The 25075-nt window shown below is 61.4% G+C and carries 25 protein-coding genes; 9 read left to right on the plus strand and 16 right to left on the minus strand.

Annotation, left to right across the window (positions count from 1 at the left end):
- Positions 1-198: 198 nt before the first annotated feature.
- Both EEB13_RS24700 and EEB13_RS24705 read left to right on the plus strand, forming a co-directional pair.
- Complete coding sequence (locus EEB13_RS24700; RefSeq protein WP_033233934.1) at positions 199-918, plus strand: response regulator transcription factor; 720 nt, start codon at positions 199-201, stop codon at positions 916-918.
- A complete protein-coding gene (locus tag EEB13_RS24705) occupies positions 915-2003 on the plus strand; it encodes a sensor histidine kinase (protein WP_141486478.1) in 1089 nt (362 codons plus the stop codon). Before EEB13_RS24700 ends, EEB13_RS24705 begins: the two co-directional genes overlap by 4 nt.
- Positions 2004-2059: 56 nt before the next feature.
- On the opposite strand, the gene purQ is transcribed toward EEB13_RS24705, so the two are convergent.
- Positions 2060-2737, minus strand: a complete 678-nt coding sequence (purQ, locus tag EEB13_RS24710; RefSeq protein WP_033233932.1) for a phosphoribosylformylglycinamidine synthase subunit PurQ — start codon at positions 2735-2737, stop codon at positions 2060-2062.
- Positions 2734-2973 carry a phosphoribosylformylglycinamidine synthase subunit PurS gene (gene purS, locus EEB13_RS24715; RefSeq protein ID WP_003945817.1) on the minus strand — a complete coding sequence of 80 codons (240 nt, stop codon included), beginning with the start codon at positions 2971-2973 and terminating at the stop codon, positions 2734-2736. Before purS ends, purQ begins: the two co-directional genes overlap by 4 nt.
- 139 nt (positions 2974-3112) lie before the next feature.
- On the opposite strand from purS, the gene EEB13_RS24720 reads away from it, so the two are divergent.
- The gene (locus EEB13_RS24720) at positions 3113-3760 is read left to right on the plus strand and encodes an MBL fold metallo-hydrolase (protein ID WP_033233931.1); all 648 of its coding nucleotides are present in this window, start codon (positions 3113-3115) and stop codon (positions 3758-3760) included.
- Positions 3761-3786: 26 nt separating this feature from the next.
- On the opposite strand, the gene EEB13_RS24725 is transcribed toward EEB13_RS24720, so the two are convergent.
- The 3 genes from EEB13_RS24725 to EEB13_RS24735 all read right to left on the minus strand — a co-directional run bounded on the left by EEB13_RS24725 (position 3787) and on the right by EEB13_RS24735 (position 6656).
- Positions 3787-5154 carry an Ig-like domain-containing protein gene (locus EEB13_RS24725; RefSeq protein WP_141486479.1) on the minus strand — a complete coding sequence of 456 codons (1368 nt, stop codon included), beginning with the start codon at positions 5152-5154 and terminating at the stop codon, positions 3787-3789.
- Between the two features lie 229 nt (positions 5155-5383).
- Positions 5384-6088, minus strand: coding sequence for a DUF2334 domain-containing protein (locus EEB13_RS24730; RefSeq protein ID WP_033233929.1), 705 nt, complete (start codon positions 6086-6088; stop codon positions 5384-5386).
- A gap of 70 nt (positions 6089-6158) precedes the next feature.
- Entirely contained in the window at positions 6159-6656 is a 498-nt protein-coding gene (locus tag EEB13_RS24735) for a glutathione peroxidase (protein ID WP_141486480.1), read from the minus strand.
- A gap of 285 nt (positions 6657-6941) precedes the next feature.
- On the opposite strand from EEB13_RS24735, the gene EEB13_RS24740 reads away from it, so the two are divergent.
- Positions 6942-7814, plus strand: a complete 873-nt coding sequence (locus tag EEB13_RS24740) for a pentapeptide repeat-containing protein (protein WP_141486481.1) — start codon at positions 6942-6944, stop codon at positions 7812-7814.
- A 191-nt stretch (positions 7815-8005) separates the two neighbouring features.
- Here EEB13_RS24740 and EEB13_RS24745 read toward each other — a convergent pair whose 3' ends face one another.
- Together EEB13_RS24745 and EEB13_RS24750 are read right to left on the minus strand one after the other, a co-directional pair.
- The gene (locus tag EEB13_RS24745; RefSeq protein WP_261984643.1) at positions 8006-8545 is read right to left on the minus strand and encodes a hypothetical protein; all 540 of its coding nucleotides are present in this window, start codon (positions 8543-8545) and stop codon (positions 8006-8008) included.
- A gap of 273 nt (positions 8546-8818) precedes the next feature.
- Positions 8819-10231 (minus strand): cation:dicarboxylate symporter family transporter, encoded by a 1413-nt coding sequence (locus EEB13_RS24750; RefSeq protein WP_033233928.1) that lies wholly within the window; start codon positions 10229-10231, stop codon positions 8819-8821.
- A 117-nt stretch (positions 10232-10348) separates the two neighbouring features.
- On the opposite strand from EEB13_RS24750, the gene EEB13_RS24755 reads away from it, so the two are divergent.
- On the plus strand, positions 10349-11929 hold the full coding sequence (locus EEB13_RS24755) for a sensor histidine kinase (RefSeq protein ID WP_141486483.1): 1581 nt from the start codon (positions 10349-10351) through the stop codon (positions 11927-11929).
- Positions 11926-12615, plus strand: a complete 690-nt coding sequence (locus EEB13_RS24760; RefSeq protein ID WP_033233926.1) for a response regulator — start codon at positions 11926-11928, stop codon at positions 12613-12615. The genes EEB13_RS24755 and EEB13_RS24760 overlap by 4 nt, the downstream gene beginning before the upstream one ends.
- On the opposite strand, the gene EEB13_RS24765 is transcribed toward EEB13_RS24760, so the two are convergent.
- Both EEB13_RS24765 and EEB13_RS24770 read right to left on the minus strand, forming a co-directional pair.
- Entirely contained in the window at positions 12612-14729 is a 2118-nt protein-coding gene (locus EEB13_RS24765) for a S9 family peptidase (RefSeq protein WP_033233925.1), read from the minus strand. The genes EEB13_RS24760 and EEB13_RS24765 overlap by 4 nt on opposite strands.
- Positions 14726-15619, minus strand: coding sequence for a phosphoribosylaminoimidazolesuccinocarboxamide synthase (locus EEB13_RS24770; RefSeq protein ID WP_045068766.1), 894 nt, complete (start codon positions 15617-15619; stop codon positions 14726-14728). The genes EEB13_RS24765 and EEB13_RS24770 overlap by 4 nt, the downstream gene beginning before the upstream one ends.
- 293 nt (positions 15620-15912) lie before the next feature.
- Here EEB13_RS24770 and EEB13_RS24775 point away from each other — a divergent pair, with 293 nt between their 5' ends.
- Positions 15913-16830 (plus strand): tyrosine-protein phosphatase, encoded by a 918-nt coding sequence (locus EEB13_RS24775; protein ID WP_092806376.1) that lies wholly within the window; start codon positions 15913-15915, stop codon positions 16828-16830.
- 55 nt (positions 16831-16885) lie between these two features.
- Here the strand turns inward: EEB13_RS24775 and EEB13_RS24780 are convergent, their stop codons facing one another.
- The 5 genes from EEB13_RS24780 to EEB13_RS24800 all read right to left on the minus strand — a co-directional run bounded on the left by EEB13_RS24780 (position 16886) and on the right by EEB13_RS24800 (position 21617).
- Positions 16886-17545 carry a response regulator transcription factor gene (locus EEB13_RS24780; protein WP_141486484.1) on the minus strand — a complete coding sequence of 220 codons (660 nt, stop codon included), beginning with the start codon at positions 17543-17545 and terminating at the stop codon, positions 16886-16888.
- A 296-nt stretch (positions 17546-17841) separates the two neighbouring features.
- The gene (locus EEB13_RS24785) at positions 17842-18258 is read right to left on the minus strand and encodes an HIT family protein (RefSeq protein WP_033233921.1); all 417 of its coding nucleotides are present in this window, start codon (positions 18256-18258) and stop codon (positions 17842-17844) included.
- 66 nt (positions 18259-18324) lie between these two features.
- Positions 18325-19746: an adenylosuccinate lyase gene (gene purB / locus EEB13_RS24790; RefSeq protein ID WP_116102244.1), complete on the minus strand. Its 1422-nt coding sequence runs from the start codon at positions 19744-19746 to the stop codon at positions 18325-18327.
- Between the two features lie 40 nt (positions 19747-19786).
- A complete protein-coding gene (locus tag EEB13_RS24795) occupies positions 19787-20392 on the minus strand; it encodes a TetR/AcrR family transcriptional regulator (protein WP_141486485.1) in 606 nt (201 codons plus the stop codon).
- Between the two features lie 64 nt (positions 20393-20456).
- Positions 20457-21617: a pyridoxal phosphate-dependent aminotransferase gene (locus EEB13_RS24800; protein WP_033233918.1), complete on the minus strand. Its 1161-nt coding sequence runs from the start codon at positions 21615-21617 to the stop codon at positions 20457-20459.
- Between the two features lie 93 nt (positions 21618-21710).
- Between EEB13_RS24800 and EEB13_RS24805 the strand changes: the two genes are divergently transcribed.
- Complete coding sequence (locus tag EEB13_RS24805; protein WP_141486486.1) at positions 21711-22253, plus strand: putative immunity protein; 543 nt, start codon at positions 21711-21713, stop codon at positions 22251-22253.
- 43 nt (positions 22254-22296) lie between these two features.
- Here the strand turns inward: EEB13_RS24805 and EEB13_RS24810 are convergent, their stop codons facing one another.
- Positions 22297-22824 carry a hypothetical protein gene (locus tag EEB13_RS24810; protein WP_162487755.1) on the minus strand — a complete coding sequence of 176 codons (528 nt, stop codon included), beginning with the start codon at positions 22822-22824 and terminating at the stop codon, positions 22297-22299.
- A gap of 121 nt (positions 22825-22945) precedes the next feature.
- Between EEB13_RS24810 and EEB13_RS24815 the strand changes: the two genes are divergently transcribed.
- Positions 22946-24331, plus strand: a complete 1386-nt coding sequence (locus EEB13_RS24815) for a sensor histidine kinase (protein ID WP_045068756.1) — start codon at positions 22946-22948, stop codon at positions 24329-24331.
- Between the two features lie 3 nt (positions 24332-24334).
- Here the strand turns inward: EEB13_RS24815 and EEB13_RS24820 are convergent, their stop codons facing one another.
- The gene (locus EEB13_RS24820; protein ID WP_033234324.1) at positions 24335-25012 is read right to left on the minus strand and encodes a response regulator transcription factor; all 678 of its coding nucleotides are present in this window, start codon (positions 25010-25012) and stop codon (positions 24335-24337) included.
- Positions 25013-25075: the final 63 nt, after the last annotated feature.

Genomic DNA, 25075 nt, shown 5'->3' on the forward strand with positions numbered 1-25075 from the left:
GAAAATCCGACTTCACACGAAACTTATTACTGTGCAACGGCTTCGGAAATTGAAACCTTCGAAGCGTGCGTCCACCACCCTACCGACGAGAGTGCGCCGAAGCCCGTGATAACCGATCGAAACGGAGTACCTTCATCGAATCTTCACAGTCCACCTGAAGGCGCCGATATCGCCTCGCTGCTGGGCTAACCTGACAACATGAACTCCGAATCCGGACACTCACGCGCCGAGGGAGCCGACCGCGTCCTGGTGGTCGAGGACGAACCGGCACTCGCCAAGGTGGTAGCCAATTACCTTGCACGCGAAGGTTTTCACGTTCGCATCGCGCATGACGGTCCGACCGCCGTCGCGGCTGCCCATGATTTCGAACCTTCGCTTGTCGTTCTGGATCTGATGCTTCCCGGATTCGACGGCATGGAAGTCTGCCGACGAATCCGCAGTTTCTCCGATGCCTACATTCTGATGTTGTCGGCCCGCGGCGACGAGTCCGACAAGGTCGCGGGACTCGCAGCCGGTGCGGACGACTACGTGGTCAAACCCTTCGGACCGCGCGAACTTGTCGCGCGCGTCAAAGCGCTTCTGCGTAGACCCCGGGCGTCGAGCCTGATGTCCGAACCGTTGCCGACGCCGGACGGCCTCGATATCGACCTCATCGCGCGGACCGTGCGCGTCGACGGAGCGCCCGTAGAACTCACCCCCACCGAGTTCGAACTTCTCACTGCCCTGGCGACCAGACCCGACGCCGCCCTGAGCCGAAGCGACATCATCACGGCAGTCTGGGGTTCCTCGTGGTTCGGCGATCAGCACATCGTCGACGTCCACATCCGCGCGCTCCGACGCAAACTCGGCGACGACGCAGCAGATCCCCGTTTCATCCGGACCGTGCGCGGTATGGGTTATGCATTGAGGTCGTCATGAACCGCCTCGGCCTGCGCGGCAGGTTGCTGGTCGCTCAGATTGTCGTTCTGCTGGCCTGTTGCGTGACGATCGCTGCGGTCGCTGTCGCAATCGCGGCTCCTCTGTTCCACAATCACCTCGCGATGGCCGGGATCGAAGACGACAACGTCCGCCTGCACACCGAAGAAGCCTTCAGCCAAACAATATTCGTGGCACTGTTGAGCGGCATAGCGGTTGCACTCGTCGGCGCGAGTATCGCTGCGGTGTACGTCGTTCGGCGGATTACCGCACCTATCAGTCGACTCGCGGTCGCGGCGCAGAGCGTCGCCGAAGGCAAGTACGACGTCCACATCGAGCATTCGGATGTCGACTCGGATTTCACGCGCCTGGAAGGCGCATTCTCCGACATGGCCGAGCGACTTGATCATTCCGATCGCGTCCGTAAGCGCCTGTTGGCGGATCTGGCCCACGAATTACGCACTCCGGTATCAACTTTGGCAGCTTACGTGGACGGCCTCGAGGATGGTGTGCTCGAGGCCGATGGCACGTCATGGGCAGTGATGCGCGATCAACTGGAACGACTGCGACGGCTCGCTCATGATCTCTCCGATGTTTCGGCGGCCGACGAGCACGCCCTGGATCTCATTCTCGCAGCCGACGACCTCAGCGATATCGTCTGCAGCACAACAACTGCGGTCGCACCACGGTTCGAGGAACGCGCCGTGACGCTGTCCACGGCAACACCTGCGCACCCGGTGAGAGTTCGCGTCGATCGCCAGCGGATCGAACAAATTCTGACCAACCTTCTCGAGAATGCATTGCGGCACACGCCAGGCGGGGGAAGCGTCGCCGTAGCCGTCACAGAATCGCCCGACCACGTTTCGGTAGCTGTCAGCGACACCGGTGAGGGCATCCCGGAGGATCAACTAGAGTCTGTGTTCGACAGGTTTCATCGCGGCGAGAGTTCCGACGGTTCCGGATTGGGACTCACCATTGCGCGGAGTCTCGCACGCGCCCACGGCGGCTCGTTGACGGCTCGGCCGAATCCGCTCGGCGGCACCATCCTCGAACTTGCACTGCCCGGGCAACTCGCATCAGACACATGAAAAACAGCGCCCGCCAACCAGGTGAACTGGTGGGCGGGCGCTGCCGAAAAGATGTATCAGGCGTTGACGATTGAATCCAATGCCGAGTAGAACAAACCGAGTCCGTCGTCACTGGGGCCGGTGAGAGCCTCGGTGGCGTGCTCGGGGTGCGGCATGAGTCCGACGACGCGACCGTTGGCGGAGGAAATACCCGCAATACGACGCTGTGAGCCGTTGGGGTTCTCTTCCGAGTAACGGAATACGACGCGGCCTTCGCCTTCGAGTTCGTCGAGAACGTTCTCGGATGCCTGAAAGCGACCTTCACCCGACTTGAGGGGGATGAGGATCTGCGCGCCGGCCTCGTAACGTGAAGACCAGGCCGTGTTGGTGGCTTCGACGGTCAGCCACTCGTCGCGGCAGATGAAGTGCAGACCCTGGTTGCGGGTGAGGGCTCCGGGGAGCAAACCAGCTTCGCAGAGGATCTGGAAGCCGTTGCAGATGCCGAGGACGGGCATGCCGCCCTTGGCTGCTTCGACAACCTTGCCCATGGCCGGAGCGAACCGTGCGATCGCACCACAGCGAAGGTAATCGCCGTAGGAGAATCCACCGGGGACGATGACTGCGTCGACGCCCTTGAGGTCGGCGTCGCCGTGCCACAGTGCCACAGCTTCACCGCCGGCCAAGTTCACCGCGCGAGCTGCGTCGACGTCGTCGAGTGTGCCCGGGAAGGTGATGACTCCGATTCGTGCGCTCATGCCTCGACTCGCCTGACGGTCCAATCCTCGATCACCGTGTTGGCCAGTAGGCCTTCGGCGATCTTCTCGAGCTCGGCATCTTCGACGCTGCCGTCGATTTCCAACTCGAACCGCTTGCCCTGACGGACATCGGATACTCCTGCAAAGCCCAGGCGAGACAGTGCCCCGACAATGGCCTGTCCCTGGGGGTCGAGAATCTCGGCCTTGGGCATGACTTCGACGACGACACGGGCCACGTGCTGCTCCTCGGTACTAGTGCGCGAACCCAGAGTGAAACACCGGGTATCGACGAGTTTACCGGGCGCAGTCTGGAACCTTCGCATCGAGTGAGAGCTGGGGTGACGCCCACCACCTGTAAAAGGCATACTCGAAATCATGCGACTGACACATTTTGGCCATTCCTGTGTACTTGTCGAATTGAACGGTTCGAAAATCCTCTTCGATCCGGGCAATTTCTCGCACGGTTTCGAGGGCGTGACCGGCCTCGACGCCATTCTCGTAACGCATCAGCACCCGGATCACGCGGATCCAGAGCGTCTGCCCGCTCTCGTCGACGCGAATCCCGACGCGGCTTTGTACAGCGATCCGCAAACTGCGGCCAAGCTCGGTGGCCGGTGGAATGCCGTTCGGGCGGGTGAGCACTTCAGCATCGGTGAGGTTCAGGTGACCGGCGCAGGCGGCGAGCACGCGATCATTCATCCCGATCTGCCGATGATCGACAACACTGCTTTCCTACTCGGCGATGCCGTCAATCCGGCACAGTTCATGCACCCGGGTGACTCGTTGGTCGTGCCCGAGCAGTCCGTTGATGTTCTTGCTTTGCCTGCCGCTGCGCCGTGGTTGAAGATCTGGGAAGCCGTCGACTATCTCCGAGCGGTAGCTCCTCGTGTCGCGGTGCCTATTCATCAGGGCATACTCCGCGAGGAGGCATCGGGCATCTTCTACGGTCGTTACTCCGACATGGCCCCCGCCGGCACCGAGTTCCGCGTGCTCGACGAGGAGTCCGACGTCGAGATTGCGTAGCTGGAGTTTTCCGAGGCGAGTTTCTTCTATGCCTTCACCTTGACGATGATCCAGCCGGTGCTTGTCCCACCATTCGCGTCGGTAAGGGTGTAGAGAATCTTGTCGGTGCCCGTCTTCGTTCCGGCTTTGAACACCACCTTGCCGTTTTCGAGCTTCACGGTGCCACCGAGCAGTGACGTTGCCTCGACGCCGGTCACGGAGATCGAATCTCCGTTGCTGTCATGATCATTCGCGACTGCGTCGATCGTGGCCGTAGCACCGGATCGAACTTCTGCGGTGTCGAGTGCTGCGTAGGGCGGCAACGCGGTCGCGGTGTACCGGCCCAGGTCATCGAGTCGAGCTGACGCGACCTCGGCGGCATCGACGATGGCAGCAAATTCTGTTCCGTCGAAGCGGGCCAGATCATTGCCGTTCATGATCGTGCGGCCCTCCGCGCTACCTCCGTGGTAGTCATCGGCGTAAAAATTGTGTCCCAGTTCGTGACGGAGTACCCGGGAGAAGTTACCGTCGCCTTCCGCGCCGACGTGCGCGTAGCTGTGATCGGTGAGGAACTTGGAGTAGTAGGCGTTTCCGCCACCGGACTTGCACACGACTGTCGCCTGATCGACGGTGGTGCCGACTTTGTCGGACCACTCGCTCTCGAGAGCATCAAAGTTTTCGCAGGAGGTCTTGTACGGATCACTGGCTGCATCGGCCCGCAGCACGACTTGACCGACGACCGGCCGAATTCCCACGTCCCTCATCCAGATCACTGCAGTTCGCGCGATGGATTCCTCGACGCGATCCAATGCAACTGCAGGACTGCCGTTGCCGTGAGCGGAGTACCACTCCCCGCTCAGATCCAATCCGATGTCGAACTGCTTCATGGTTTTTCCCACTGATGCAGCCGACGCGGGCGCGATAGCAGCGGTTGGCCATGTGGGGGCCGCGTCGATCGGCGCGGAGGTACGGCCCACTACCGACGAGCCGACAAAATCGATAGAGGCGCCTCGATCGAAGATCACCTGTCCACGAAGGGTTCCGGTGGAGTCGACGATGGCGGCAACAACTGCGTCTGGACGACCGTCGATGCTTCCGAGATACGAACGTGGTGCAGGCAACTCCGAATCAACAAGGGCGCCACCGGATTTCTGCACGGCCATACGAAAATCCTTGCCGCGCAGATCTACCTTGTCCAACCGCAACGTCAAGGACGAGCCCTGATCATCGACGGTTGCAACGAGGGCGCCCTGGCCCGATTCGCTCGATCCGCCATCCAGGCTGCCAGTGGACAGCGAACCCAGGTCGACCGGTGCCGCAGTTGCCACAGTGGGTACCAGTGCCGCGCAGGCGAGTGCGCCCACTGCCGCGACAATACGTCGATTAGTCGACTTCGAGAACACTCGTGCGCGCATGGTTGTATCCCAGCCCGATCTACTAGCGGTAAATTAACTGGAAGCACCGTAGCACCGAACCGAGGCGTCGACCACACCCCCGAAAATGATTGTCCACTTTGCCCGCAAATTGTTGAGAGTCCGAAAATACCGTCGCTGATCACATAAAAGGTATTGAACGTACATTCCGGCGCGCGGCCGAGAACTCAACTGACCAATCCAGCTACTCAATAGTTGCCATGAAGGCAATCTACGCTGCGCCCAGTTCCGACGCCGATGAGTTCCACCGGTACACATTCGATGTCGCTTCATGGAAGAGCGCAAGGTCGATCGCGTCGAGCATCGCCCGACGCGGCCCTTCGTTCCCCAACTGCTTGGCCGAAATCGACAGTCGGACAAGGCCGCCGCGCTTTGCGCTGCGGCCGGCCCCGAGGATCAGGGCTCGGCACCACCACGGTTCGACTTTGAAACCCTCACCGATTCCGAGCACACGACCTCGCTGCGATGTTCCTCGCGCAAGGTCGTGCACGGCGCCGAGTCCGGCCATCGAGCGAAATCCGGCCTCCGGCAACACCGACATCGCTCCGGTGGAGGCCACCCAGCGGGGCGGAGCGAACACTCTGGTGCGCAATCCTGCCTGCTCCAACACTCGATCTGCTGCCAGCAGACGGAGTTTTGCCTCATGCCTGGACAGCGTCGCGAACTCCGCGCGTCGACGCTTGGTCGCCGCCTGATCGTAACCGTGCAATACGACGGCATCCCCGTGCTCGCGGCGTTCACGCAGCCAGGCCGCGGTGACGGCGTCGTCGGCGAGTCGGTATTTGTCTTTGAGCCTGGGTGCCACGAGGAGGGAAAGCCGCACTCCCCTTGCATCCATCTCGTCTGCGAATCCCGCAGCGAGATAACATGTCTCGTCTCTGATTCCGGACACTGACACGATCAGTTCAGCAGACATACCTCTGATGGTGGCAGCTCCGGGTGAACAACACACTGCCGCCGGATGATCATCCGGCGGCAGGTGGTGGTCAGTTGTGCGGCAGAACCGCTTCGATGGCGGCAATGACCTCGGGAGCGTCCGGCTCGGTGCGCGGACGGAAACGGTTGACGACGGTTCCGTCCGGCGCGATGAGGAACTTTTCGAAGTTCCACTGAATGTCGCCGGCTTCGCCGTCTGCATCGGGAGTCTTGGTGAGTTCTGCGTACAGCGGGTGACGGTTCTCGCCGTTGACCTCGATCTTCTCCATCATCGGGAACGTGACGCCGTAGGTGGTGGAGCAGAAGGATTGGATCTCTTCGGCGGTGCCCGGTTCCTGGCCCATGAACTGGTTGCACGGGATACCGATCACGGTCAGGCCGCGATCTGCGTACTCACTCGCCAGCTTCTCGAGCGTGGCGTACTGCGGGGTGAGGCCGCACTTGGACGCGACGTTGACAACGAGCACTGCCCGGCCGCCGTATTCGCCCAGCGAAGTGGGTACGCCGCCGAGGGTGTTGATCACGATGTTCTGTACTGGAGTTGTCATGATGTCCAACTTAGCGACTATCTCGCCCACCGCTACGTCGATGCTCCGAGAATGCGATCGAGGTCGTCCAGAACGGTGAGCCCCACCGAGCGGTCCGACGCCGGTGATCCAGTACGACATGTCGACCAGGGCACTTCCGGCCACGTAAGTCCATTGCCGAAGAGTGACCTAAAGGGGCCACCGCTTCGGGGTGTTTGATGCCCAAATGTTCGTTATGTTCGCGAAGTGGTTACTTTCTGGTGCCATGCCGCACGGTGCGGGGACCAAATTGTGAAGGCCAAATAGATGACGACTCTTGATTCTCGCTCTGGGTGGACTCGCCTTGGTAGCGCCCGCCTCGCCGCCCTGGTCGGCGGGATCACGCTTGCCGCTTCCATGACGTTCGGTACCGCGGTCGGACCTGCGTCAGCAGAAACCGCCGCCGAATTCCTTGCCAGTCGGTGCGCAAATTACATCGCCAACCCCCAACCCTACGAGGCCGCCAGAAGCCATTGTGATGGGGCGGACCTGTCCGGCGTAGACCTGTCCGGCGTGGACCTGTCCTGGGCGTTCCTGACCGAAGCGAACCTCGCCGACACTGACCTCACCGGAACTGACCTGCACGGCGCCTACATGGCTGACGCGAACCTGGCCAACGCAACCCTGACCGGCGCGAACATGGACTCCGCGTACCTGGGTCAAGCGAACCTGACCGGCGCGAACCTGGCCAGCGCGAACCTCACCGACGCTGACCTGACCAGCGCGAACCTCACCGACGCTGACCTCACCGGCGCGAACCTCACCGAAGCGAACCTGACCCGCGCGAACCTCACCGGCGCGAACCTGACCGGCGCGAACCTGACCGACCTGAACCTGACCGGCTCAGCTCTAGTGCCTGCCGACATCACTGTGGACGTTATGGATGCCGGATGGTCGTACGACGGGGCCTACGTAACATGGGCCACTCCCAGTATGCCCACCGGAGTGGAATTCGGCGCCTGTGACTATCCCTCCGGGACAAAGTTTCCCACCGAGCTCACGGTCGTGAAATGCGACGTCGCCACTTCCTCCAGCGGCAGTTATGGCTACTTCACCGTCTACGTCATCCCCGGACCGAACTGGGGCGAACCACCCGTCACCGGATCCCTTGGCTCTCTGAACTCGTTCTTCGGCAGCTGACCTTCCCGACAGTGCACGCGTCATCAGTGCAGGCTACCCCTCAAAAACATTGTCCTCCAAACCCTTCCGTAGGGGTGGAGGACTACCGTTCGGGTTTCTCTCACCGATCAGTGTCCGAGAAAAGATCGGTTGACGGACACAGCAGCTTCGATGGGAACACAGTCGAGCAATCAACTCAGCCTCCCTCAGAGCTACCGGTCACTGCCCGGCCGGGCAGTACCCACTGTTCCAAGCAGTGCATCGGCGAGGGGGTCTGCCGTGCTGACGCCTGCGGCTACACCCCGAAGCAGAGCGTCGAAATCAGCGGCGACGATGGTGACCTCCTCGAACTCCGGCTCTCCCCCACGGACAACCTGACCGTCCGGTGCGATCGCCAGGTACTCGTACCCATCGCGTACCGACAGCAGGACCGGGAGGTGAGTGGACCAGAAGGCGTTGATCGCCACGCGCTCAGCCGGCCCGGAAGCACCCGCCAGACTCTCATGCCGAAACGCATCCCAGGGAAAGGCCTCATCGCTGATGCCAACTCCGCCGGCATAGTTCTCCGCCGAGAGAAACCACACCTGGTCGTCGGAACTGGCAAGCACGGAGAACGAACTCGCCCACACGATGAGTTGATCACAAGCGCCGACCAGCGGTTGCGGAACGGGGGCAGAGGCCGATCGAGTAGGTTCTTCGCGAACCCAACCTGCGATCGACAGCGCGGCGGTTGCGTCGAGGTGAAGGCACATGGCCCCACGGTAGGTCAGGCCGTCTCGCACCATTAGCGCCGGTCGGAAACGTTCGATTCTGGACGGCGGTCTGTGGGAATGAGCCGTGCTCCGCTCCGGCATCGCGATTTAAGCACCCACCGATGTCAGGAAGGCGAATCGACATGACGGAAAGCCTGCCACGAACGAGGAACGAGACCGCCGCACGGTGAGTGCGACGGTCTCGTTCGTCATTCTCCGACCAGGATCACTGATCTGAAGTACGGGTTCCGCTCCAGCGCAAGGGTCAAACCTCTAGTGGTGGCTCACGAAGGACTGCTGGGTGCCAGTCGGCGCGGTTTCGAGTTTGTGCTGTTCGGCTTCGTCCTCGTCGTCCAGCATGGTCGCCTCGTTGAACGGAATCTTGCCGTCCAGAACATCGACGACGCGTTCCTTGTCTATGGTCTTCGTCCAGGAGCCGACGAGCAGGGTGGCGACTGCGTTGCCCGAGAAGTTGGTGAGAGCGCGAGCCTCGGACATGAAGCGGTCGATACCGACAATCAGGCCGACCCCGTCGAGTAGTTCGGGACGGTGACTTTGCAGGCCGCCTGCGAGGGTCGCGAGTCCGGCGCCACTGACTCCGGCTGCGCCCTTCGACGCGATGATCATGAACACCAGCAGCGAGAGCTGCTCACCGAACGCGAGTGGCTGACCCATCGCGTCGGCGATGAAGATGGAGGCCATGGTCAGGTAGATCGCGGTTCCGTCGAGGTTGAAGGAGTAGCCGGTCGGGACGACGATGCCGACGGTGGAGCGTTCGACGCCCACGTGCTCCATCTTGGCGATCAAACGCGGGAGTGCCGACTCGGAGGACGACGTCGCGAAGATGAGCAGGTATTCGCGGGCCAAGTACTTGACCAGCTTGAAGATGTTGAATCCGGTGACGGCGCGCAGCAGGGTGCCGAGGACACCGAAGATGAAGATCAAGCAGGTCAGGTAGAAGCCGATCATCAGTGTTCCGAGCTGGACCACTGCATTCAGGCCGGTCTGGCCGACCACGCCGGCGATGGCACCGAAGGCACCGATCGGGGCGAGCCACAGGATCATGGTCAGGATCTTGAAGACCAGCTTCTGCAGGTGACCGATGCCCTTGAGGATCGGTTCACCGGACTTGCCGAGCGACTGGATCGCGAAGCCGACGAGCAGGGCGACAAACAGTGTCTGCAGCACGCTGCCCGCGGTCAGGGACGACAGCAACGACGTCGGGATGATCGACGCGACGAAGTCCCACGTTCCACCGGCACTGTGCGCTGCCGTGGTGAGCTTCTCGACGGACGCCGGGTTCGGCTCGATGTTCAGGCCGCTGCCCGGGTTGAGGAGATTACCGACACCCAGGCCGATCGCCAGGGCAACAGTGGACATACCGATGAAGTAGGCGAGCGCCAGTCCGCCGACCTTGCCCACCTTGGCTGCTGCGCGCACCGAGCCGATGCCGAGCACAATGGTGCAGAAAATGACCGGGCTGATCATCATCTTGATCAAGCTGACGAACAACGTGCCCAACACGGCGACCGACTTGCCGAATTCGGGCGCGAGCCAACCGACGAGAATGCCTCCGATGACGGCGACGATGACGCTCATGTAGAGCCAATGCGTCTTGTCGCGCTTTGCCGGAGTGCCCTTCGGCTGGGGTGAATCGTTTACTGTCCCTGTTGCCGTGACGCTCATGGGGATGTCCTTTGATGGAAATCAGTGAAGTGATGGGGATCACTCGAGTTCGTGGAGAATTCTTGTTGGAAATGTGTAGGGCGTGAAGTTTGTGTTCATAACGTTCAGGAGTAACCGATGGTCCAACGACGCAGTCGCCGACGCATGAGCGTCGCCCGGCAGATACTGCTGCTGCAGCTTGCACTGTTGTCGCTGGTCATCGGCGCGGGAGCGGCACTGGCCGTAGTGGACGAGCGAGGTGACAGCGACGACGCCATTAGTCGGCAGGTGAGCTCGATCGCCGAGACACTGGCCTTGACGGACTCCACCGCGCAGGCGCTCTCCAGCGACGACCCGACCGCGATTCTGCAACCGCAGACCGAGAAAATTCGCATGGCCACCGGCGTCGACTTCATCGTGGTGATGGCGCCCGATCGCACCCGGTACACCCATACCAGTCCCGAACTGATCGGCGAATTGTTCACCGGCAACATCGACCGGGCGCTGGCAGGTGAGACGTTCACCGAGACGTACGCAGGTTCGTTGGGCCCGTCGATTCGCGCGGTCACACCGGTGTACGACGCGAGTGGGACGCTTGTCGGTTTGGTGGCTGTCGGCGTCACCCGAGAGGAGATCAGCAAGCAATTCGCCCAGAGCATTCCGACCATCCTGACAATTGCTGCCGCGGGATTGATTGCAGCTGTTTTGAGTTCGTTGTTGGTAAGTCGGCGAATCAGACGTCAGACCCTGGGTCTGGCACCCGACGAACTGCTCACGATGTACGAGCATCACGACGCCGTTCTCCACAGCATCGGTGAGGGACTGGTGGTCATCGGTCGGGGACGGGGCGGGACGGCTCAGGTGGACATAGTCAACGACGAAGCGCGTCGCCTTCTCGATCTACCGGAAGGCCGAGTCGATCTGTCCTCGATTCCGGCCACGTTGCGGGATGTCGACGCAAGTTCAGCCACTGATCAGGTCCATCTCACCGATCAACGAATACTCGTGGTCAATCAGCACCCGGTTGAGTGGGAGGGCAAGCGAATTGGCACAGTTCTGACTATTCGCGATCACACCGAATTGCAGAATGTTCTCGGCGAACTCGATTCGGTTCGCGATTTTGCAGAATCGCTGCGCTCGCAGGCCCACGAGAGCGCCAACCGCCTGCACACCATCATCACGATGGTGGAGCTTGGAAAATACGACGAGGCGGTTTCCTTTGCCACCAACGAATTACGGCTGTCTCAGCAGTTGATCGATCGTCTCGTCAATGCCGTTCAGGAACCGGCTCTGGCCGCTCTGTTGCTCGGAAAACTCAGTGAGGCGACCGAACGCGGAGTGGAGTTGACCGTCACCGAGGACACCGCACTCGGTGCTCTCACGCCGCTCACGTCCCGTGAGTTGGTCACACTGGTCGGCAATCTGGTGGACAATGCCATTGACGCCTCGCGGACCAGCGAGCAGCCGTGGGTGGAAGTGACGGTCATGGAAGAGGATTCGACAATGGTGGTTGCGGTGGCCGACAGTGGGCCAGGCATGACGCCCGATGCGCTCGAAAGGGCCAAGGAGCGTGGATATTCCACCAAATCCGGATCCCGCGGCATCGGCCTCGCGTTGGTTTCGCAGATCGTGAAACGCCACGGCGGCACCTTCGTGAGCGAGCCTGGGCTGGGTTCCATGCTGGTCGTGCGCATCCCGCTACGGCAGGCACAGCGGTGATCCGGGTACTCGTGGTGGACGACGAACCACTGATCGCGCAGGCGCACCGATCCTATGTGGAGCGAGTGCCGGGGTTTGTCGTGCACGGTGTGGTTCACAGCGGTCAGGCCACTCTGCGAGCGGTCACGGAAGCGCACGCGGCGGGTGAGTCCATCGATCTGGTGCTCCTCGACATCGGCCTACCGGACGCAAGCGGACTCGATGTTGCATCGGCGCTCGGTGGGTTGCGTCCGAGCCCCGACATCATTGCGGTGACCTCCGCGCGCGACCTCGATGTGGTGCGAACCGCCGTTGCCCGCGGAATTGTTCTCTACCTGCTCAAACCGTTCACGTTTGCGGCATTCCGCGACAAGCTCGAACGGTATGTGGAGTACCGCGCAGCGCTGCCCGCCGGCGAATCCGCAGCGAGTCAATACGACATCGATCGCGCGATGGCCGCACTACGCACCTCCGACGATCGGGCCGCGTCGGCGAAGGGCTTTGCCTCCCAGACGCTCGGACTCGTATCGGCGTGCGTTCGGGATACCGACACTCCGCTCACCGCAGCAGAAGTTGCCGCTTCCGTCGGCGTATCCCGGGTGACAGCGTGGCGCTACCTCGAAAAACTGGCAGACGACGGTCTGCTCACCCGGGAAACCGAATACGGACGTGCTGGGCGCCCCCAGGTCCGTTACCGCAGAAGCTAGTTCGCCGCCCCGACAGTGTCGAGGACCCACGCGAACTCGAAGGCAACTTCCTTCCACTTCTCGTAACGACCGCTGACACCACCGTGTCCTGCGCTCATCTCGGTCTTGAGAAGTAGTGGAGCGTCGCCGGTCTTGGTGGCACGCAGTTTCGCGACCCACTTTGCCGGTTCGACGTACAGCACTCGGGTGTCGTTGATACTGGTGATCGCCAGAATCGCCGGGTAGTCCTTGGCTTCCACGTTCTCGTATGGACTGTACGAGTGCATGTACTCGTAGACGGCCTTGTTGTGCAAGGGATTTCCCCACTCGTCCCACTCGATGACCGTCAGCGGCAGCGACGGGTCGAGGATGGACGTCAGCGGATCCACAAACGGCACATTCGCAAGAATGCCGGCAAAGAGTTCCGGTGCGAGGTTGGCTACAGCACCCATGAGTAGGCCACCCGCGCTACCACCGTCGGCAACCATACGATCGGCGGCGGTGACGCCGGTATCGATCAAATGCCGTGCACAGGAGACGAAGTCGGTAAACGTGTTCTTCTTGGTGAGAGTCTTGCCGTTCTCGTACCAATGCCGGCCCATCTCACCGCCGCCGCGTACATGCGCGACAACAAACACAACACCGCGATCGAGTAGCGACAACCGCGCAACCGAGAACGACGGGTCGATGCTGGCCTCGTAGGAACCGTAGCCGTACAACAGCAACGGCGCCGGACCTTCGGGGGCGCCGGCCTTGCGAACGATCGAGAGCGGAATGCGGGTACCGTCCTCGGCCACTGCCCAATCGCGTCGCTGCACGTAGTTCTTCGCGTCGAAATCGCCGAGCACGGGCTGCGACTTCCGCAGCGCCAGTTCACCACTGGCGACGTAGTAGTCGTACACCTGACCGGGAGTGATGAAAGACGTGAAGCCCAACCGGATGGTGGGCTGCGCCCATTCCGGATTCGATCCCATTCCGATACTGAAGAGCTCTTCGTCGAAATCGATCTCGTGACGCTCGCCGTAGCCGTCGGCTGTCAACGGCCACACGGCAACTCGGGTCAACGCCTCGCGGCGGTAACTCAGCACGATGTGGCCGGCAAAAGCCTCGGCTTCTTCCAGCCGCACGTCGTCGCTGTGCGCGATCAACGTCGTCATGTTCGTCGGATCCGATACCGGAGCCTCCACCAGCACGAAGTTCTCGGCCTTCACACCGTCCACTACGTCGTTGTGGAGGATGAGGAAGCGGTCTTCTCCCCCGATCACGGCATGCTCCGCGCCGTATTCGACGCCTTCACGACGCGGAATGATCACACGGAAGTCACCTTCCGGGTTGGCCGATTCGAGGATCCAGCCCTCGCTGGTCACCTTGGAACCGACCCAGATCACCAGGTACTTCTCGCTGCGCGTCGAACCGACCGACACCCAGTACCGCTCATCCGGTTCGTGGAACACCGAAACATCTTGGCTCTGCGGCGTTCCCAGCTTGTGGCGCCACACGGTGTCCGGACGCCAGGATTCGTCGACAGTCATGTAGAAGACATGGCTGTGATCAAGTGCCCAGGTTGCGCCGGGAGCGGTGTCGGGAATCTCGTCACCGAGGATTTCCCCGGTCTCGAGGTTCTTGAACCGCAGAGTGTACCGCTCGTCACCGACGACGTCCACGGAGTACGCCAGCAGGGTGCCGTCCTCGCTGATGGAAAACGCGCCGAGAGAGAAGAAGTCGTGCCCTTCTGCCTCGAGGTTGCCGTCCATGAGGATCTGTTCGCCGTCCAGTTCAACCCCGGGGGTCAAGTTGGGCGGCGTCCAGTCACCGTCGTCGGCGATCGGGCAACGGCAGTGAACGTTGTACGACTTACCTTCGACGCTACGGGCGTAGTACCACCACTTACCCATCCGGGTGGGTACCGACATATCCGTTTCCTGGGTGCGCGATTTGATCTCCTGGAAGATCTTCTCGCGCAACGGCTCCAGATGCGCCGTCTGCTCCTCGGTATACGCATTCTCGGCTTCGAGATACGCCACTACCTCGGCGTTGTCCTTGTCCCGCAGCCACTCGTACTCGTCGACGAACGTGTGTCCGTGATGGGTGCGTTCGGTGGGAACCTTCTTCGCGACCGGCGGGACGAGGCTCATGCGCTGGGACCGACCCAATCTGCGAAGGACAATCCGGAAATACGTTCGTACGCTTCGATGTAGCGCGCACGGGTCGCGTCGACAATCTCCTGCGGCAAAGCCGGCGGCGGGGTATCGGACGCCCGATCCCATCCGGATTCGGGGCCGGTCAGCCAGTCGCGAACGAACTGCTTGTCGAAGCTCGGCTGAACCTTGCCAGGCTCGTAGCCTTCGAGTGGCCAGTACCGCGAGGAATCAGGTGTCAGCACCTCGTCGGCCAGCACGAGATTGCCGCCCCCGTCGAGACCGAACTCGAGCTTGGTGTCGGCGAGGATGATTCCGCGATCAGCGGCAAAATTGGATGCTCGCGCATACACGTCGAGGGTGTCCTCACGAAGCTGAATCGCGAGCGTCTGACCGACCTTCTCCACTACCTGATCAAAGCTGATGTTCTCGTCGTGATCTCCGAGAGCAGCCTTGGACGCCGGGGTGAAGATCGGATCGGGCAAGCGTGACGCTTCCACGAGGCCCTCCGGAAGGTTGACGCCGCACACCGCGCCGGTCTTCTGGTAATCGACCAGACCGGAACCTGTGAGGAATCCTCGGACCACACATTCGACGGGAATCATGTCGAGCGAGCGCACAACCAGCGCACGCCCGAGAACCTCTTCGGGGATGCGGTCGTCGTCCGGCTCACCTGCGAGGTGATTGTTGCCGCCGAGGACGTTGAAGAAGAACACGCTCATCGCGGTGAGGACGCGGCCTTTGTCCGGAATCGGCGTGCTGAGCACGTGATCGTAGGCCGAGATCCGATCACTCGCGACCAGCAGCAAGTGCTCGTCGTCGATCGTGTAAAGGTCACGGACCTTGCCACCGGCCAGATGAGTGTAGGAATCAAGTGTAGGACGCACGCTTATCACCCTATCGGGCGTTCGCAGTTCGTACAGAACCCTGGTAGCCAGGACGGGTACAGAGACTCCCCGTTCGGGGAGCCGTCTGCCCTGCTTAACCGGATAATGCAGCTAGCCAGGCCCGGTGCGCGAGAGGCCGCCGTCACAGTTGATGAACTGCCGTTTGCAGACAACCCCGCCGAAGCAGATCTCCCATTGGGTGGGAGGCACATCAAATTTGCGGGTTTCGCGGGTCCACACTCGATTCAGAGCCTCTCGCGAATTCAGATTCCCTCTCCACGAAGGACTTTCACATGTCACGAACTTCACGCAACACCGGCGTCCGTGCCGTCGCAGCACTGGCGATCTCGAGCAGTCTCCTGATAGGCGGCGCTGCACTTGCCCAGGCTGCTCCCCAGCCGCCCGTCGGCTCGCTCGACTTCGGCTCTTTGGATTTCGGCAGCTCACAGCAGGTTGCCGATGCTCCGCGCCTGGTGGGTATCGACAACTTCCGCGACGTCGCCGGGACCGGATCCGGGTACTCGGGCTCCTTCGGCCAACACGTCAACAAGGGTGTTTTCTACCGAGCCAATGCCATCACACCGAAGGGCGCCGACATGGCTGCCTTGGAGTCACTCGGATTGACCAAGGTCTACGACCTGCGAACCGCAGCCGAAATCGCCGACAAGCCGGATGTTCTGCCTGCCGGGGTCGCTTACGAGAACATCCCGGTCCTGGCCGGCGACATCTACCAGATGGCATTCCAGATCAAGTCGCCCGAAGAAGCCCGGTCGTTGATGCAGGATGCGAACCGCGCGTTCGTCACGGGCACCGCAGAACGGGCCGGATTCACTCAACTGCTCACGTCGCTCGCGGAAACCGATGGGCCACAGGTCTTTCACTGCACCGCCGGTAAGGACCGCACCGGCTGGGCCTCGATGTTGCTTCTGAGCATCGCCGGCGTCGACCGCGCCACGATCATGAGTGATTACATGCTGACCAACGAGTACTCGACCGAAAGCATCAAGGCAACACTCGCGTACATCTCCAGCGTGGCTGGTCCGGCAGTGGCAACCAATATGGAGCCTCTCCTCGGAGTCGAGGCCGGTTACATCGAAGCCGGACTCGATCAAGTGGAATCCTCGTACGGAACCATCGACCGCTACCTGACCGAGGGCCTCGGACTCAGTCGGTCGACTATCGCAACGCTGAAGGCAAAGCTGCTCGGATAAGTGCACTCTCACGTGGTGTTCGTCGCCGCTTCGCGCAGGCGGACACCACGTGCTCTTATCGAACCCGTGAATCTCTCACCATATTGTTCCGATACGCCCAGATGACAATCTGCACCCGCGTGCGGACATCGAGTTTCCGGCAGATATTGCCGATATGCGATTTCACCGTGCTCAGTTCGAGTTTCATCGCGTCGGCCACCTCACCGTTACCCAACCCACTCGAAAGTAGCTGGACCACTTCCATTTCCCGAACGCTCAATCCGTGGTCGGGAAATTCGACTGGGGCAGACGGTTTACGACGCGCGAATTCGGCGACCATTCTGCGGGTGAGCTTCGGCGACAATACCGAGCCACCGTCTGCGGCGGCAATGACCGCGTCCACCAAATCGTCCGGGTCGGTGTCTTTGAGCAGGAACCCGACCGCGCCTAGGTCGAGCGCACCAAAAACGTACTCGTCGAGGTCGAACGTCGTTACGACGATAATGCGAGTTTTCGGGAATTCCTTCAGAACCTCGAAAGTCGCAGTCAGCCCGTCACCATGCGGCATGCGAATGTCCATGAGAACCACGTCCGGTTGAAGCAATCGGACTCGCTGAAGTGCTTCGAATCCCGATGCCGCATGGCCGACGACCTCGATGCGAGGGTGATCGGTGAGGAAAAGCTCGAACCCTTGACGGACAACCTGCTGATCGTCGGCGATGAGAACTCTAATCACGCGATCATCCTCCAGCTCGGTGGTATTTAAACCACGTTATCGATCTCGATGATGACAGACGCACAGTTACGCCGATTTGCCGGATTGCCCGTTTACGTTCGATAACCGCGGTATATTTCGGCCTCACCGGACCAGAGTGATATCTCCCAGTTTCCGACTTCGATCGAAATAGGGTTCCAGCGGACCGTAGAAGCGGAAATACGAGAACCATGATGTGCATCATCGGCGATACCACCAGCAGTCGGCCCCACGGTAGCTCGATAACCAAAGTCCCCGAAGCACCCACGTCGGGTGAACTACTGGATCAGGGCGTCTCGGATGACAGCAGCCGTACTGTCGAGAACTGACCTGGTGGGTGTGCGCGGAATTGCACGAAGCCCGAAACCGTCGCCCCGATTGCGCGGAATGACGTGCAGATGAACATGGAAAACTTCCTGCCCTGCAACGGCTCCGTCGGAGAGATGCAGGTTCACCCCGTCGACGGGCAGATGTCCGGTACGCATCGCTGTGGCGATCTTTTGCGCGACTGCAAATATCCTGGCACCTTCGTCGAAATCGAGGGTCGACAAGCCGCTGGCATGACGCTTCGGCACCACCAGGAGATGCCCCGACGTGAACGGCCGAATATCCATGAAGGCAAGTACATTCGCGTCGTCGTAGACAACACTTGCCTCGGCTTCGCCGGCGATGATGGAGCAGAAGATGCAGTTCATGGTCTTCGACCCTGTGCGCCTTTTCGGCAGTGGTCACTACCAGAAAGGCGCACGGGGGCGTAGCCCCTACAGAATCGGCGACGGCGCGTATGCCGCAGCTTCAGGATTGGCGTCGACAAGCTTCTGTACCTCGGCCACTACGGCGTCGACCTGAGCCGACGCAGCACCGATGAAGGCCGCCTTGTCCGCGAGTGCCTCGTCGAGGGCAGCGCGATCCAGGGGAAGGCGGTCGTCCGCAGCGAGGCGATCGAGCAGATCGGGTTCCTTGCCCTCTTCACGCATCGCGAGTGCCACGGCGACAGCATTTTCCTTGATGGCTTCGTGCGCGGTCTCACGTCCGACACCGGCGCGAACTGCTGCCATGAGTACACGCGTCGTTGCGAGGAACGGCAGGTAGCGGGTCAGTTCCTTCTCGATGACGGCCGGGTACGCGCCCATTTCGGCGAGCACGGTCAGGAACGTCTCGAACATGCCGTCGATCGCAAAGAATGCGTCAGGCAATGCGACTCGGCGAATGACGGAGCAGAAGACGTCGCCTTCGTTCCACTGAGCGCCCGCCATCTCGGCAGCCATGGACCCGTAGCCGCGCAGGATGACCTGTAGGCCGTTGACGCGCTCGCACGAGCGGGTGTTCATCTTGTGCGGCATCGCGGAGCTGCCGACCTGGCCCGGCTGGAATCCTTCGGTCACCAGTTCGTGGCCGGCCATCAGACGGATGGTGTGAGCGAACGACGACGGCGCTGCGCCCACCTGAACGAGCGCGGAGATGACGTCGTGATCGAGCGAGCGCGGGTAGATCTGGCCGACGCTGGTGAGAACGTTGGTGAACCCGAGGTGCTCGGCAACCTTCGTCTCGAGCTGCTCGAGCTTCGCCGCATCACCGTCCAGAAGGTCGAGCATGTCCTGAGCCGTACCCATCGGGCCCTTGATTCCGCGCAGCGGGTAACGGTCGATCAGCTCACGCAGACGGGTCAGCCCGACCAACAGTTCGTCGGCTGCGGAAGCAAAACGCTTGCCCAATGTCGTCGCCTGAGCTGCGACGTTGTGCGAGCGTCCGGCCATCACGATGGACGAGTACTCGGCAGCGCGCTCACCCAGACGGGCGGCGACGGCGATGCCGTGGCTGTAGACGTGCTCGAGTGAGCGGACGATCTGCAACTGCTCGACGTTCTCGGTGAGGTCGCGGCTGGTCATGCCCTTGTGAACCTGCTCGTGACCGGCAAGAGCGTTGAACTCCTCGATACGTGCCTTCACGTCGTGGCGGGTGACGCGCTCACGATCCGCGATGGACGCAAGATCGACGTTGTCGATGACTCGCTCGTAATCGGCAATAGCGTCGGCCGGAATGTCGATGCCCAGCTCAGCCTGTGCCCGCAACACCGCCACCCACAACTGTCGTTCGAGCACGATCTTGTACTCGGGAGACCACAGAGCTGCAAGCTCCGGGCTGGCGTAACGGTTGGCAAGGACATTCGGGATGCGGCTCACGAGGCCTCAGTCTAACGGTGCGTGAACAGTGCTGTTACCCCTACGCAGGTGGGGCCATCACGTCGATGGATTCGAGGAGCATTCCGCGCGCCAATCCACGAGGGTCGGGGTCGTACTCCCCCAGGGCCGAGATCATGGCGCCGTCGACCATCGCAACAAGGCGTCGCAACTGCCCTTCCGAGCTGGTGCGACCTGACCGTGCCAATGCCTCGGTGAGCGCCTCGTCCAGTTGCGCGCGAAGTCGCAACTGCACTTCACGCAGTGCCGGGTGGCGGGCGCACGCCACAAATCTCTCGTACCGCGCGATCAAACGTTCCCGGCTCTCCGGCCGCTTCTCGTCCTCGCCGAGTAGCACCTCCACCAGCAGGTCGACGGTGGACTCCGGGCCCCGGCGACGCTGAGTCACCGCGGCAACCCGGGCGCGCACGGCATCCATGTCCGCGTTGCCGTTCAACTCGACGGCACACGCAATGAGATCGTCGAGTGAGTCGAAGTAATAGGTTGTCGAGGCCAGCGGAAGACCGGCCCTGGCAGCGACCGCGCGATGACGAACCGCGTCGAATCCACCCTCCAGCAAAAGTTCAGCAGCAGACGCCACCAACGCTTGGCGGCGTTTTGCTCCCTTGGGTGTTGCGGCTCCCGACACGTTTCCATCGTGCCAGGAGCAGCAGTGTCGGCACCGGAAAACAGCCCGAACGTCCTGTTGATTGTTACGTGAGCCACGTTTCGAGGCGTCGCAGCGCCTCTTCGATATCCGCCGTGGCACCGGCAAACGAGAGACGAACCATCCGATCTCCGTGCACCGTGTCGAAGTCGATTCCCGGCGCAAGCGCAACTCCGGTATCTGTCAGCAACCGCGAGCACCAGGCAGTTGCGCCCTCGTCGCCGCACAGATGCCCGATATCGGCGTACACGTAGAAAGCGCCGTCCGCAGGAGCAAGTTCGGTGATGCCGAGCTTCGGCAGGCCTGTCAGCAGAAGTTCACGGTTGAGCGCGTACCGCTCGACGTGGCCGTCCAGCTCGATCTTCGCTTCCGCCGAGAACGCTTCGATTGCGGCGTACTGCGAAATTGCGGGCGGGCACACGGTCATGTTCGACGCCAGTCTCTGTAGCGGGCGACGCAGGTAAGTGGGCACCAGCATCCAGCCGAGACGCCACCCGGTCATGGAGAAGTACTTGGACACCGAGCCGATGACTACGGATTCGCGGGACGTCTCCCAGGCACTCGACGTCTGCTGGTCTCCGTAGCCGATGCCGTGATAGATCTCGTCGGAAATCAGCAATGTTCCGTTCTTGTCGCACCACTTCGCCAGTGCGGCAAGCTCTTCGGGTGCGATGACGGTACCCGTCGGGTTGGCGGGGCTGGCAACGATCAGTCCGGCCGGCGGCGTCGGCAGCGCGTCGAGCATCTCGACGGTCGGCTGGTACCTGGTAGCTGGGCCACAATCGAGTTCCACGACGTTACATCCCAGCGCCGCAAGCGTATTGCGGTAGGCCGGGTACCCTGGACGCGCCACGACGACGGTATCGCCCTCGTCGAACGCCGCCAGGAACAGCAAGGTGAATGCACCCGAAGATCCGGTGGTGACAACGACGTCATCGGCGTCGACGGTGATTCCCGAACTCTGCGCGTGGTACCGGGCGATGGCCTCACGAAGCGGAAGGATGCCGAACGTCTCGGTGTATCCCAACAGTTCTGTGCCGAGGATCTCGCGCGTTGCGGCCAGCACCGGGGTGGGCGCGGGCGTCGACGGCTGGCCGGCCGCCAGCGTCAGGACGTCACCATGAGTCCGCTGACGTTCGGTGGCAGCTTTCCACACGTCCATGACGTGGAAAGTCTGGATGTTCGATCGACGAGATTCTGAGCGCACACCTCGACGGTAGTCGGTACGGGCAATCGGGTGTCAGCGGGTTCTCGATCAGTAGCATTACGGTCTGGAAAGCCACCTGAGAGAATCGAAGCGATGACACAGGCACACAGCGACTTCCCATTGACGGCAGACGAGTTACGCACAGTGGCAAGGTTCGCCGCCGAAAGCGCTCAACAGCTACTGCCCTATTTCGAGGCCGAAGCACCCGACGACCCACGCCCGCGAGCTGCACTCGACGCCGCACGGGCTTTCGCCGACGGAGCGCCGAGAACGATCTTGCAGCGCGTCGCCGCCCTCGATGCACACCGGGCTGCACAGGAGATCACGAGCGAGGCCGGGCAGCTCGCGGCACGGGCCTGCGGTGACGCCGCAGCTGCTGCCTACCTGCACCCCATCGCGAGAGCGACGCAAGTCGGCCACATCTTGCGAGCGGCGGCGTGTGCCGCCCGAGTAGCCGAACTCGAGGCGGGCGGCGATGAAGCCGCCGCAGCACAGTCCATAAAGTCGACCTGCGATCGCGCGACCTCTGTGCTGGTCGACGTCCTCGGGCGATACCCGACTGCCCCGATAGGGAAGAACAGGCTTGCCCAACTCATGAGCACGCTCGACAGCTCCCTACGCCACCTCGAAACCTAGCGACGAATCACTCTCTCCTAAAACATTTTTCGATTCAATCAAGCTAATTTCCGAGTTGTGCGGAAAACCACGCAACCGTGCCATCCCACTGATCTGTCGGTACAGCAAGATGCTGCTCACCCACCCGCTCCAGCGAGACATGCAACGACTCCCCAGTTCGCCAAGCAAGGATCTCGTAAGTTCCACCCGGAACGTGTACCTGAGTGGTGCGCTCCGGATGCTCGACGACGGCGCTGTCCGCGAACTGGGCCGCCATCGTCAGATCCGTGAACGACGGGACAAAAAGCACTCCATCGGTAACATCGATCCGGGCAGATGCGCCGTCGTCGGGAACACGTTTCGGGTGACCGAGCCTGACATTCACCTCTGTGCCATCGGCCTCCGGGCCCACGAATACAACAAATGCCGACGCGAGCCGACGCGCGGCCGCAAAATGCTCCAACAGTTGCGGCAGGCTCCAGTCCTCGTCCACAAAACCCTCGTAGGTCGAAGCGTTCACCAACGCGAAGAAGCCGTCTTCGTCCACCTGAATCTCACCGACCACACGAAGGTCTTGCGAACCACTTGGCACGTTTCCCATTGCAATCCCCCGACTATCGGACACCAACGACACCACACGATAAGTGATCCTCAGTTGAAAGGATGCTGAGAAGGATCTTGCATACTTCCTTCCCTGGGCGAGACTGGACGGCATGAACTTCGCGTCGTCGATTCTCCATCCCTCACAGTGGAGTGTTCGTATCCGCTCGACTGTGGCGTCGACGCTGGTCATAGCGTTCTGCCTGGTAGCAGCGGGGTGCGCGCTCATACTTCTTCTCGCACACTCGCTTCAACTGTCGGCGCAGGACACCGCGGACACTCGCGCCACTCAACTCGTACAGGAACTCACAGCGGAAAGCGCAGCCGATCTCGATCCGTCCTTGCTCTCGACGGACAGCCAGGTCGGGATCGTTCAGATCGTCGGTCCGGATCATCGAGTTCTGGTGCAGTCCCCCGGTACCGGAAACCAACGACTTTCCCAAAAGACGCTCGAACCCGGAGACGCTGCGTCGCTCGGTCGCGTCGAAGTGGACGACAACGGCGACTACTGGCTTATCGGCCGCGGCGTCGCGACACCTACCGGGCCTGTCACCGTCTTTGTCGGGGCGGACCGAGAACCCGTCGAATCCGTAGTGACCGCTGTGGCAATACTTTTGGCGGTGGTGGGACCGTTTGTTCTCGGGTTGGCCGCTTTCGCGACGTACCGCCTCGTGGGTTCAGCACTGGCCCCCGTGGAACGTATTCGATCCAGGGTGGCGTCGATCTCGAGCGGAAGCCGCGGCGAACGAGTGCCAGTTCCGTCGGGAAACGACGAGATTGCCCGCCTCGCAAGGACAATGAACGACATGTTGGCCCGCCTCGACGAAGGCGCACAAGCACAGCAACGGTTTGTCAGCGACGCCTCCCACGAACTTCGAAGCCCGTTGTCCACCATCACAACTGCTCTCGAACTTGCACATCGACGCCCCGAACTACTCGACGATGCCTTGATCGAAGATGCATTGCTGCCCGAGGCCCGTCGAATGCGCCAACTCATCGACGACCTTCTGACACTTGCCCGTTCCGACGAGAGCAACGCCGAACACCCATGGGCCGTAGTCGATGTCGATTTGGATGACATCCTTCTCACCGAAAAGACCCGAATCGCCGGGATCTCGAGCCTCACAGTGACAGTGGAGATTGCGCCGGTTCGAGTCAGCGGTGACCCACGTTCGCTGACCCGGTTGGTGCGCAACCTCGTCGACAATGCCATCAGACATGCTGGGTCGCAGGTGTGGCTGCACTGCTTCCACAGCAAGGACGGCGCACACATCGTGATCGAGGACGACGGACCGGGCATACCCGAGGCCGAACGTCTGCGAATATTCGACCGGTTCGTCAGGCTCGATTCCCCGCGCTCGCGGCAGGGTGGCGGCACCGGCCTGGGATTGGCCATCGCGTCGGATATCACCGCCGCGCATGGTGGAACTATCACAATGAGTGAAAGGTTCGGTGGTGGAAGTAGATTCGAGATTGTGATCCCGAAGACCGAAGACTGACCTTCAGTCCGATTCGCTCACAAATCGGTACCCGACACCTCGCACCGTCTCGATACTGTGTTTCCCGAACGGTACGTCAACCTTCTTACGCAAGTATCCGATGTAGACCTCGACGATGTTTTCGTCGCCTTCGTAATTGATATCCCAGACGGATCTGACGATCTCGCGCTTCGTCACGACAACTCCGCTGTTACGCATCAGGAATTCGAGAACGCTGTACTCGCGTGGTGTGAGCGTCAATTCGGTTGCACCCCGGCTCACTTGGTGGCGAGCTGGATCGAGCGCAAGGTCGCCAACGGTCAGTACCGTCGGGCGTTGTGGAGCACCGCGCCGTACCAGAGCGCGCAGGCGCGCGAGAAGCACGACAAAGGAAAAAGGTTTGACCAGGTAGTCGTCGGCACCGAGGTCGAATGCGTCGGCCAGGTCGTATTCCCCGTCTTTCGCCGACAACATGAGGATCGGAGTCCAGACCGCACGCGCGCGCAGGTCACGCACAATGTCGTAACCGTGTTTCCCGGGGAGCATGATGTCGAGAACTATCACGTCGAACTCGTTGCTACACGCAGTGACAAACCCGTCGTCACCATTGTGTTCGACAGTGGTCACAAAGCCTTCGGCCACTAGCCCCCGCCGAATCGTCTCAGCCAGGCGCACCTCGTCCTCGACCACCAGCACTCGCACCACAGGCTCCATTTCCGTCGATACCGAAACCAGTAGACCAGATCCCGCACTGTTACCGAATGT

Origin of the sequence: Rhodococcus sp. WS3 (assembly GCF_003797085.1) — a bacterium.
GTDB classification, from domain to species: domain Bacteria; phylum Actinomycetota; class Actinomycetes; order Mycobacteriales; family Mycobacteriaceae; genus Rhodococcus_F; species Rhodococcus_F globerula.

What these genes read in the sequence shown, in the direction of transcription:
- EEB13_RS24700 (WP_033233934.1), top strand. Translation starts at nt 199, where the DNA reads ATGAACTCCGAATCCGGACACTCACGCGCCGAGGGAGCCGACCGCGTC.
- EEB13_RS24705 (WP_141486478.1), top strand. Translation starts at nt 915, where the DNA reads ATGAACCGCCTCGGCCTGCGCGGCAGGTTGCTGGTCGCTCAGATTGTC.
- purQ (WP_033233932.1), bottom strand. Translation starts at nt 2,737, where the DNA reads ATGAGCGCACGAATCGGAGTCATCACCTTCCCGGGCACACTCGACGAC.
- EEB13_RS24720 (WP_033233931.1), top strand. Translation starts at nt 3,113, where the DNA reads ATGCGACTGACACATTTTGGCCATTCCTGTGTACTTGTCGAATTGAAC.
- EEB13_RS24725 (WP_141486479.1), bottom strand. Translation starts at nt 5,154, where the DNA reads ATGCGCGCACGAGTGTTCTCGAAGTCGACTAATCGACGTATTGTCGCG.
- EEB13_RS24730 (WP_033233929.1), bottom strand. Translation starts at nt 6,088, where the DNA reads ATGTCTGCTGAACTGATCGTGTCAGTGTCCGGAATCAGAGACGAGACA.
- EEB13_RS24735 (WP_141486480.1), bottom strand. Translation starts at nt 6,656, where the DNA reads ATGACAACTCCAGTACAGAACATCGTGATCAACACCCTCGGCGGCGTA.
- EEB13_RS24740 (WP_141486481.1), top strand. Translation starts at nt 6,942, where the DNA reads ATGACGACTCTTGATTCTCGCTCTGGGTGGACTCGCCTTGGTAGCGCC.
- EEB13_RS24745 (WP_261984643.1), bottom strand. Translation starts at nt 8,545, where the DNA reads ATGTGCCTTCACCTCGACGCAACCGCCGCGCTGTCGATCGCAGGTTGG.
- EEB13_RS24750 (WP_033233928.1), bottom strand. Translation starts at nt 10,231, where the DNA reads ATGAGCGTCACGGCAACAGGGACAGTAAACGATTCACCCCAGCCGAAG.
- EEB13_RS24755 (WP_141486483.1), top strand. Translation starts at nt 10,349, where the DNA reads ATGGTCCAACGACGCAGTCGCCGACGCATGAGCGTCGCCCGGCAGATA.
- EEB13_RS24765 (WP_033233925.1), bottom strand. Translation starts at nt 14,729, where the DNA reads ATGAGCCTCGTCCCGCCGGTCGCGAAGAAGGTTCCCACCGAACGCACC.
- EEB13_RS24775 (WP_092806376.1), top strand. Translation starts at nt 15,913, where the DNA reads ATGTCACGAACTTCACGCAACACCGGCGTCCGTGCCGTCGCAGCACTG.
- EEB13_RS24785 (WP_033233921.1), bottom strand. Translation starts at nt 18,258, where the DNA reads ATGAACTGCATCTTCTGCTCCATCATCGCCGGCGAAGCCGAGGCAAGT.
- EEB13_RS24805 (WP_141486486.1), top strand. Translation starts at nt 21,711, where the DNA reads ATGACACAGGCACACAGCGACTTCCCATTGACGGCAGACGAGTTACGC.
- EEB13_RS24815 (WP_045068756.1), top strand. Translation starts at nt 22,946, where the DNA reads ATGAACTTCGCGTCGTCGATTCTCCATCCCTCACAGTGGAGTGTTCGT.